This is a genomic window from Frankia sp. AgKG'84/4 (genome assembly GCF_023242965.2).
In the GTDB taxonomy this organism is placed as follows: domain Bacteria; phylum Actinomycetota; class Actinomycetes; order Frankiales; family Frankiaceae; genus Frankia.
In genome coordinates, this window is sequence record NZ_JALKFU020000897.1 from 1 (window position 1) to 843 (window position 843).

At 76.7% G+C, this 843-nt stretch carries 1 pseudogene; it reads right to left on the bottom strand.

What is annotated here, in order from left to right:
• Positions 1-39 precede the first annotated feature (39 nt).
• Positions 40-843 (bottom strand): annotated as a pseudogene (locus MXD58_RS25900) (hypothetical protein); the annotation flags it as partial.

Below are 843 nucleotides of genomic sequence, written 5' to 3' on the forward strand. Positions count from 1 at the left end.
CCGCCCGCGCGTGCGGGGCGCCCACCGCACGGCTACCGCTCAGCCGACGGGCCGCAACGCGCGGTCCGTCGGTACCCGGATCTCCCCGGCGACGGCGAGGGCGGCCAGGATCGCCAGTCGGTCGTTGTTGGCGACCAGCGCCGGGCTCGACAGCCAGGCCAGGTAGGCCCCGCGCTGCGCCGGGGTCATCGCCCCCACTGCCCGCGGGCCGCCGGCGGCGTCGAGGAAGTCCGTCGCCGGCCCGGTGATGAAGCCGTCGGTGCGCGGGTCCCCGGTGTAGACGCGGCGTCGCCCGTCGACCTCGATCACCGACACCGGGCGCAACGGGTCGGCGTCGCGGCGCGCCCACAGCAGCCGGGCGCTCGTCTCGTAAACGGCGGCCCATTGCGGCAGGCCACGGCTGGCCTCCCGTAGCGCGGCGAGCGCCTGGCGGGCACCCGTGCTCGACACGTCGCGGTAGCGCGACCTGATCAGGGCGTCGATCCCGTCGATGGTGACCCCCACCGCCATCTTGGCGAAAGTCTGCTCGGGATTGCCCAGGTCGATCGAGGTGGCGACCGTGGCGAGCAGGTCCAGGATGAGCCCTTGGCGGCGGCGGAAGGCCGCGCCCCGCTCGGCGTGCTCGCGCACGACCCCGTCGGCCGCGTCGACCAGCGCGCCGGCGAAGAATGCCTGGGCGCGGGCTGCCCGCAGGTAGGACAGCGCCCGTGGGCTCGCCGGGTAGCCGCCCGGCGCACTGTTCCAGCCCCGGGTGCCCTCCGCCCGCGCCCGCTCGAGGTCGACGCCGTAGGCGGCGGCGTCGCGGGCCAGCAGGCCGGCGAGCGCCACGACCGGCGGCGAGGT